At 49.3% G+C, this 8,859-nt stretch carries 9 protein-coding genes and 1 tRNA gene; 4 read left to right on the top strand and 6 right to left on the bottom strand.

Annotated features, from left to right (window positions below; all coding sequences use genetic code 11):
* Positions 1–47 precede the first annotated feature (47 nt).
* A tRNA-Gly gene (locus AC27IB_RS11430) sits at positions 48–123 on the bottom strand.
* A gap of 99 nt (positions 124–222) precedes the next feature.
* Positions 223–768 carry an oligoribonuclease gene (gene orn, locus AC27IB_RS11425; protein WP_296049501.1) on the bottom strand — a complete coding sequence of 182 codons (546 nt, stop codon included), beginning with the start codon at positions 766–768 and terminating at the stop codon, positions 223–225.
* Between the two features lie 88 nt (positions 769–856).
* Between orn and rsgA the strand changes: the two genes are divergently transcribed.
* From rsgA to AC27IB_RS11405, 4 genes are all read left to right on the top strand, one after another.
* Positions 857–1,903, top strand: a complete 1,047-nt coding sequence (rsgA, locus tag AC27IB_RS11420) for a small ribosomal subunit biogenesis GTPase RsgA (protein WP_296049499.1) — start codon at positions 857–859, stop codon at positions 1,901–1,903.
* A 103-nt stretch (positions 1,904–2,006) separates the two neighbouring features.
* Positions 2,007–2,873 (top strand): archaetidylserine decarboxylase, encoded by an 867-nt coding sequence (asd, locus tag AC27IB_RS11415; RefSeq protein ID WP_296049497.1) that lies wholly within the window; start codon positions 2,007–2,009, stop codon positions 2,871–2,873.
* Complete coding sequence (locus AC27IB_RS11410; protein WP_487120978.1) at positions 2,873–3,748, top strand: DMT family transporter; 876 nt, start codon at positions 2,873–2,875, stop codon at positions 3,746–3,748. The genes asd and AC27IB_RS11410 overlap by 1 nt, the downstream gene beginning before the upstream one ends.
* Positions 3,749–3,753: 5 nt before the next feature.
* Positions 3,754–4,446 carry a glycerophosphodiester phosphodiesterase gene (locus AC27IB_RS11405; protein ID WP_296049491.1) on the top strand — a complete coding sequence of 231 codons (693 nt, stop codon included), beginning with the start codon at positions 3,754–3,756 and terminating at the stop codon, positions 4,444–4,446.
* A gap of 1 nt (position 4,447) precedes the next feature.
* Here AC27IB_RS11405 and AC27IB_RS11400 read toward each other — a convergent pair whose 3' ends face one another.
* The 4 genes from AC27IB_RS11400 to gpmI all read right to left on the bottom strand — a co-directional run bounded on the left by AC27IB_RS11400 (position 4,448) and on the right by gpmI (position 8,659).
* Positions 4,448–4,864, bottom strand: coding sequence for a MerC domain-containing protein (locus AC27IB_RS11400; protein WP_296049489.1), 417 nt, complete (start codon positions 4,862–4,864; stop codon positions 4,448–4,450).
* Between the two features lie 141 nt (positions 4,865–5,005).
* Positions 5,006–5,794, bottom strand: coding sequence for a divergent polysaccharide deacetylase family protein (locus AC27IB_RS11395; RefSeq protein WP_487120975.1), 789 nt, complete (start codon positions 5,792–5,794; stop codon positions 5,006–5,008).
* A 163-nt stretch (positions 5,795–5,957) separates the two neighbouring features.
* Complete coding sequence (locus AC27IB_RS11390; RefSeq protein ID WP_487120973.1) at positions 5,958–7,115, bottom strand: murein hydrolase activator EnvC family protein; 1,158 nt, start codon at positions 7,113–7,115, stop codon at positions 5,958–5,960.
* Positions 7,116–7,123: 8 nt separating this feature from the next.
* A complete protein-coding gene (gene gpmI / locus AC27IB_RS11385; RefSeq protein WP_487120971.1) occupies positions 7,124–8,659 on the bottom strand; it encodes a 2,3-bisphosphoglycerate-independent phosphoglycerate mutase in 1,536 nt (511 codons plus the stop codon).
* Positions 8,660–8,859 lie beyond the last annotated feature (200 nt).

Here is an 8,859-nt window from a genome sequence, read left to right as displayed (position 1 = left end):
GCGCTGTACATTACTTCTGAATTTAAAAACTTCTCTGGATGAGAAATTGGAGCGGGAAACGAGATTCGAACTCGCGACCCCAACCTTGGCAAGGTTGTGCTCTACCAACTGAGCTATTCCCGCTTAAGAGTGGCACTTCGTTTGAAGTGGTGCGCATTTTACAAAATTATTTTGCCAGTGCAACACCTATTTTCATTTTTTTGCGTTTTTTTGTCTGAATGCTTAAATACTAAACACTTTCTCACGATAAAACTGCATTTCGGCGATAGATTCACGAATATCGTCCAGTGCCTGGTGAGTGCCTTGCTTGGTAAATCCGTCGAGCGCTTCCGGTTTCCAACGGCGCACCAGCTCCTTAATCGTACTCACATCCACGTTGCGATAATGAAAATACGCTTCCAGCTCTGGCATATACTTCACCATAAAGCGACGATCCTGACCTATCGTGTTGCCACATAAAGGCGACTTACCGGCGTCTACGTATTGGGCCAGAAAAGCAATAGTTTGTTGTGAGGCCGCGTCTTCATCGAGCTGACTGTCCCGACAACGTTGGGTAAGACCACTTTCACCGTGTACCCGGGTGCACCATTCATCCATACCGTCGAGAATTTCGTCGGGCTGATGCACCGCGATGACCGGCCCCTCAGCAAGCACGTTGAGCTGCGCATCCGTTACAATAGTGGCAATCTCCAGCACTTTACAGGTTTCAGGGTCCAGACCGGTCATTTCCATATCGATCCACACCAGATTGTCATTGTTTTTTGCCATTAACCTTGCCTATTTTCTTTCAAGAGGTGACACATAAAGTGCACAAAAGGTATCATGCACAGCCTAAAACGCAAACATCGAGACCGGCGTGGCCAAGAAACCCAAATTATCCCATCGACAAAAGCGACAGGTTGCGGCAAACCGCCAGAAACGCCTGTCAGGTAAGCAGCAATCGTCGGCAGATTTATCCTCGTTGCTGGCCGGCCGGGTAATAGGTCGCTTTGGTAAGCAAGCCGATGTTCAGGACAAAGAAGGCAACGTTGTTCGTTGTCACATTCGTCGCACCATCGAATCGGTGGTGTGCGGCGATGAAGTCCTGTTCGCCCGTTCCGAAGTTCCCGACGAAAATATAGGCGGGGTTATCGAAATTGTACAGGACCGGCGTACTGTCTTAACCCGCCCTGACTTTTATGATGGCGTAAAGCCCATCGCAGCGAACATTGATCAGATTATTGTCGTGTCGTCGGTAAAACCGGACCTGTCACTGAATATCATCGACCGCTACCTGGTAGCCTGTGAAGACACCGATATAAAGCCGCTGCTGGTTCTTAACAAAGTCGAGCTGTTAAGCGACGAAGAACGTGAGACGGTCAGCGCGTCGCTGGCTATCTACCAGACCCTGGGCTATGAACTGTTACTCACCAGTTGCAAAAGCGGCGAAGGCGTTGCCGACTTACACGAACGCCTGCGCGATAAAACCAGCGTGTTTGTTGGTCAATCTGGTGTGGGCAAATCCAGTATTATTAATCAGGTTCTGCCAGATGCTGACGAGCTGGTTGGCGAAATCTCTGAAAACTCGGGACTGGGCACGCATACTACCACCGCAGCAAAACTACTGGCTATTCCATCCGGCGGAGACTTAATCGACTCTCCCGGCGTCCGTGAGTTTGCGCTGTGGCATTTACCTGAAGAGCGGATTACCTGGGGATTCATTGAATTCAGAGATTACCTGGGCGGCTGCAAGTTCCGCGACTGTAAACACCTTAACGACCCCGGCTGCATTATTCGTCAGGCCGTGGAAGAGGGTAAGATTAATCAGCATCGTTACGATAATTACCACAAAATCATTGCTGCCATGGCCGATCAGCGCCCGGCATATGCGAGCCGTCTTATATCAAACCCTGATGAACCATAACCTTATGTTGGTATGTTTCGCCGCAAAATCGGCTACAATAGCCACCAATCTCCGCAAATAGCCCCAAGCTGTGCCGGACAACCTGTAATTAGGAGCATTCACTTTGTTGAATTGGTTTAAAGTCAACCTGCAGTATGTACTGCCTAAACACCTTATATCCCGGCTAGTGGGTAAACTGGCCGCCGCCGAAGCTGGCGCTATTACCAACTGGCTGATTAAAGTGTTTATTAAACAGTTCAAGGTCAATATGGATGAGGCCATGTACTCACAACCCGAAGACTACCGTAGCTTTAATGCATTTTTTACCCGCCCGCTGAAACCTGGGGTACGTCCGATTGAAGAAAATGACGACATCCTGTGTCACTCAGTCGACGGTACGGTCAGCCAGTTTGGCGATATTGTTGGCGAAGATCTGATTCAGGCCAAGGGCCACAAATTTACCTTATCAGCCCTGCTCGGTGGTAACCCGGATTTAGCCAAGCCGTTCAAAGGCGGTAAATTTGCCACTATTTACTTGTCTCCTAAAGATTACCACCGCATTCATATGCCAATCGAAGGCAAGTTAACCGATATGGTGTATGTGCCGGGTGAGCTGTTTTCAGTTAACCCCCTGACTGCCGAGAACGTACCAGGTTTATTTGCCCGTAACGAACGGGTTGTTACCGTTTATGACACACCGGTTGGCAAAATGGCCATTGTCTTAGTAGGCGCGACCATTGTCGCTAGTATCGACACCGTATGGGCCGGTACCGTCACGCCGCCGGCAGGTAAGCATGTCACTCACTGGCATTACGAAGACAACGAAGGGGTCTCGCTAGCGAAAGGGGAAGAGCTAGGTCAGTTCAAACTGGGCTCTACGATTGTTGTGTGTTTTGAACCCGACAAGGTCGAGTTTGCCGATCTGGCACTGGAGCAGGTAACGCGTTTAGGCCAACCTTTTGCGACCAAATTAACCGCACAAGCTGATTAATGGATCCGGTTAAAAAGAGCCTTATTACCCTTCATCTTGCAGTCGTTCTTCTGGGTGGAACCGGGCTCTTTTCAAATATCATCCCGCTTAGTGCCATCGATATTACGTTAGGCCGCAGCTTGTTTGCCTGCCTGGCACTATGCTTATTTGTCAGGGCTGGCAGAGAGCATTTACGCCTTGAACGGCGGCTTGATTATTTTATCGCTATCGGACTCGGTATGCTCATGGCCGCGCACTGGGCCACCTATTTTGCCTCAATGCAGTATGCCGGCGTCTCAGTAGGCATGATAGCCATGTTTACCTTTCCGGTGATCACCGTGCTCATGGAACCACTGTTCGAGAAAACCCGCCTGGCCTGGCAGGATATGCTTAGTGCCCTGGTGGTGGTGATAGGTATAGTACTGATTGTTCCTGAGGTATCCCTGGACAACGATGTGACGCTTGGCGTAGGACTGGGCATTATTTCTGCAGTCCTATACGCGGTGCGGAACTTATCGCTAAGAAAGTACTTTTCTCACTACAGCGGCGCGCGTTCGATGGCCTGGCAAACACTGATCATTGTTTTATGTCTGCTGCCGTTCAGCGAATTACCCCAAACCCAACAGGAAACCAGCGTGTGGTTGTTGTTGCTGTTGCTGGGTACCGCCTTTACCGCGTTACCACATGCTCTGGTTGCCAACAGCCTCGCTCACCTGCGGGCCAAGACCTTCTCACTGATAGCCTGTATGCAACCCTTTTACGGAGTTATCTTTGCCATTATTCTGCTTCACGAATCACCAGGCTGGCAAACCCTGTTAGGCGGAATTTTAGTGACCTCAGCGTCAATTTATGAAACAGTAAACACCCATAAATCAGCTTCTGCCACCAATGAGTAATCGTTATGTGGATCCTAGGTCATCGCGGCGCGAGCGCAGCAGCACCTGAAAATACCCTGGCCGCCTTTTCTCTGGCTATGGCACAACAGGCAACAGGCGTCGAGCTCGACGTCTATCAGGTTGAAGACGACATTATCATTATTCACGATCGTTGGTTAAACCGCACGACCACCGGCAAAGGCATGGTCACCAGTCATTCACTGTCTTACTTACGCAGTCTGGATGCCGGCAACGGACAAGTTATTCCTTTTCTGTCGGAGGTCTTCGAAACACTGCCAGCAAATGCGGTGTTGAATGTGGAAATTAAACATCTGAACAATGTGAACACCTGGCTGGAGAAAATACATCAGGGGTTGGCACAAACCGGATTCCCCGCTGAAAATCTGATTATTTCTTCTTTTAATCACCGCTGGATACGCCAGATTAAAGCCGCCTGGCCGGATGTACGCATTGGCGCTCTTACCGCAACCTATCCCGAAAATGGTTTGGGCTTTGCCAATGATCTGGACGCCTTTTCGTTACATATGGCACTGGATGTCGTAGATGAAGTTTACGTCAAGGAAGCCCGTGAGGCCGGTTTAAAAGTATTGGTTTATACCGTTGATTACCCGGAGGATATGCTGATGCTAAAAGCCTGGGGAGTCGATGGTATTTTTACCAACGTACCGGATATCGCGCGGGAAGTACTTTGCCGCTAGTTTAACGGTGATTACTGGCCAGATGCTGTGACACCACTTTGCCTTTGCAACAGCGGCATTTACGACACAACCGTAGGTTTAACCAGTGGCCCAGAATGATAAGGCCTGCGCCAAAAGCGATGGTGAAAGGCTCACCAGACTCGCCAAACATGTCTTTAAACCAGTAAATAGCGCCACCAGACAGTAATAGCAGTAGCGGGTAGTACTTACCGTGGTATCGCACTGCACCACTGATAAGGGCCACACTACCGATCAAAATAGACAAACTTAAAATGGTCCGCTCAAACCAGGTTTGGCCAAACATACTGGAAGCCAGCAGTGGCAGCAATGGGATCGCCAGACAATGCAAAGCACACAGACTCGAGATCCAGATCCCAAGTCGGTCTAAAAATGTTGGATTGTCGATGGGTGATTGCATAACTACCTTACCTTCAGCTTGGATGTTATAATATAACATCTTGCGCAATTTTCAAGATCCCATCAGCGATCTACCCGTAATTAGCCGTAAATTACGACGAATGACATGAGTTTGCTTATAAAGACTTGTACAAAAAAGCGGTTAGTTGGGCGCGGCTACGCTTACCTGAGCATTATTGGTAGTAGCAAATTCTCGCTGCACTTCACCCGGCGCTGCAAAAAAGTCATGCATCGACTTAAGCGCGAAATGGCGATTGGTGGAGCTGCTGAGTTTGTTCAGCAAAAAGGCAATGGTGCCGGGATGAGGGTGAGCAATAATAATGACTTTCTGATGGGTTTTAGTGAGTGCCATCGCTCGCTGCCACTGCGTATTCATAAAATCTTCAGATTGTTCGTGATCGAGAAAAACATGCCGTCTGGCGTTAGGAATATCATTATCGCTGGCAACCTGTTGGGCTACGGTAAAACGCGTGGTGCGGCTGTCCACAAAAAACAGCCCGCTTTTTTTGATCACATCCATCAACGGCTGCAACGCCTGACCTGAAGCCGTGAGCACGCTGCCCATATGGTTATTCACACCAATCGCGTAAGGTACCGATGTCAGCGCCGACTCAACGGTCTGGATAATTTCTTCTGCATACATCGAAGATGTTATTGCACCGGGCCCTAAAGGTTTGTTAGTACTAGCTTCCATAGGCAGGTGCAACATGACATCACGGGATTCGGCATGGGCACGTTCAGCTAATGACTGACCCTGTGGCGTATGGGGTAATATGGAAAAGGTCACCGATTTGGGTAACGCGAATGCCTGCTCATCGGTGGCGCGATAACCCATATCATCAATAATGATATATATCTCTGCAGGTTGGGCGTGCGGAGTTGAGCGACTGGCGGCCTTGGCTGGCAGACTAGCCAGTAACCCTAATATCATTAAGCAATAAATACCGAGCTGTTTCAAAAGCGCACTAAGACCTGATTATTTTCTTTTGTTATGGGTGCTAGCATACCAGCCAGTATCCTAAACACCAATATGATTGCCCTTATCGGCATCCATACCGGCCTTGCCAAAACCATACGAATTTACCAATGTTCGGCTAAATATCCAGCCACTGCAGTGGGTTAAGCGCTTTACCCTTATGACGGATCTCAAAATATAAATTAGGGGAGGACTGTCCCCCACTCTGGCCGAGTAGCGCCACGGTTTCCCCTCTGGCAACAGCGTCGCCGGCTGAGCGAAGCAATGCCTGATTATGCCCGTAAACCGACATATAACCGTCGCCATGTTCTATGATGGTCACCAACCCAAAGCCTCTGAGCCAGTCAGAATAAATGACTCTACCGTGGGCGATGGCTTTTACGGCACTGCCTTCGCGACCGTCTATCATAATACCCTTCCAGCGTACCTGGCCCTGGCGGCGTTTACCAAACAGCCGACGCAGTGTGCCGCTGGCTGGTTTAAGCAGTTTACCTTTATCTTGGGATAAGCCGGTGAGCTCCTGCGGGATCTGGCTCGCCCTTTGGGCCCGTTCAATCGCCTCAACCAAGGCTTGCTCCGCTTCTCTGAGCTGAGCTATGCGACCTTCTTCAGTAGCTATTTTACTGCGTAATTTAACCAGTGTTTGCTGTCGATCCTTTTGGCGGGCCACCAGCTCATTTTGCTGACGCTCCTGATCGCTCAGCAACGCGGTTAATTCCTGTGCCTTAACCTGCAACTGCGCATTAACCTGCTCCAGCTCGGTTACGCTGGCTTTAAATTGGGTGATCTCTTTCTGCCGGGCTTCATTAAGATATTTATAATAAGTGAGCACGCGTTCAAACCGGGCGGCATCTTCCTGGTAAAACACCATTTTGGCGTAATCATAATTGCCTGAGATAAAAGCGGTTCTGAGTTGTCCGCCCAGCAGTTCCTGCTGCTGCGCAATGGCTTGCTCAAGTTCATTACGTCTGTCGGTCAGCGTTTCTTGTTGGGCCCGGTTATCTACCAGCGCTGACTTCGTATTGTTAAGCCGTCTTGCCACGGCACCAATGTTTTTCTCTGACTCTTCGAGTACCGACTGCAGCTCTTCGGCATCCGCTTTATTGCCTTGCAGCGCTTGTTGGCGCGCTTTTAACTCTTCCTGCAATGCCGCGAGCTCCTGCTCCGCCTCTTCACTTTGTGCGAAAGCGGCTTCAGCAAACAACGCCCCATACAACAATGCCACCAGCACAAGGCTGGTGGCACAGGCTTTTAACAACACTGCAATTAATTGCATACCTCTATTTAAGACTTAAGTGTCATTATAGGTGTTCCTGTCATTTCTTCTGGCTGCTCCACGCCCATCAGGTGCAACATGGTAGGTGCTACATCGCTGAGTGTGCCGCCCTTACGGGGCTCTGCATCACGGCCAAAGTAAATAAAGGGGACCGGTTCACTGGTATGGGCGGTGTGGGCCTGACCAGACTCATTGTCTACCATCTGCTCAGCATTACCGTGGTCAGCAGTGATCAGGCATTCGCCACCGGTTTTCTTCATGGCTTCAATCACCCGTCCGATAGATTTGTCTACCGCTTCACAGGCTTTCACTGCCGCATTGAAGTCGCCGGTATGGCCTACCATATCACCGTTAGGGTAGTTACAGATGATCACGTCAAACTTACCGGACTCAATGGCCCCAACCAGCTCGTCGGTGAGTTTTTCTGAGTTCATTTCCGGTTGTAAATCATAAGTCGCCACATCAGGTGATGGGATCAGAATACGCTCTTCGCCTTTGAATTCTTTCTCAACACCGCCAGAGAAGAAAAACGTCACGTGGGCATATTTTTCGGTTTCCGAAATACGCAACTGCGTTTTATTTTGCTTTTCTAACCACTCGCCTAATACGTTTACCAGCTTCTCAGACGGGAAGGCTACCGGTGCATCGAAGTCTGCAGAGTACTGGGTTAGCATCACAAAAGCCGAAAGTTCTGGTTTAACAGCCAGCTCAAAACCCTCAAAGCTCTTATCAACAAATACCTGAGTTAACTGACGCGCGCGGTCAGCACGGAAGTTCATAAAGATAATGGCATCACCATCTTCCACACTAACGCTGTCACCGATAACGGTTGGCGGCACAAATTCGTCGTTTTTACCGGCATCATAGGAGGCTTTTAACCCTGCTACGGCTGACTCGGCAGATGCTTCGCCTTTACCCTGGGTAATTAAATCGTAAGCTTTCTGCACCCGATCCCAACGCTTATCGCGGTCCATAGCAAAGTAACGACCAATAATGGTTGCCGTTTTACCACAGCCAATTTCAGCAAATACCGCATCCGCTTTTTCAAGCGACGCTTCAGCACTTTGTGGTGGAGTATCACGACCGTCCAGGAAAGCGTGCAAGTACACTTTTTTCGCTCCACGGTGGGCAGCCATTTTCAGCGCCGCAAAAATATGGTCTTCGTGGCTGTGAACGCCACCGGGCGATAACAGCCCCATAATATGCACGGCTTTATCCTGACTCACTGCATCATCAATGGCTTTTACCAGCGTTGGGTTATGTTCAAATTCACCATCTGCAATAGACTTGGTGACTTTAGTAAAATCCTGATAAACCACACGACCAGCGCCCAGATTAACGTGACCCACTTCCGAATTACCCATTTGCCCTTCAGGTAACCCCACATCCAGCCCGGAGCCGCTAATGAGCGTGCTGGGGTAGTCTTTGGTTAAAGCATCCAGATTTGGCGTATTGGCGGCCAAAATGGCATTTTGATCTGCATCCTCACGATATCCCCAGCCATCGAGTACGATTAGTGCCAGTGTTTTCTTGGATTGCGTCATGGGTTCTCCTGTAAAAATGTCGTTGCCCTTATCAGGCGATGCTGTTCGGGTTAATTATCCACTTGCCCGGCTTATTATTAGGTACCGATATTGTCAGGCTTTGGATTGTTCCGTAGGGCGAGGCATACATTTATATTACCAAACCCTAGGGTGGAATGAAGAGGAGAAGTAGAAAAATACGTCAATCAGCTTAATTGATA

The organism is Alteromonas sp. 4NH20-0104 (assembly GCF_057547795.1).
Note: the sequence above shows the minus strand (reverse complement) of the source record. Positions and strands in the feature narration are given on the sequence as shown.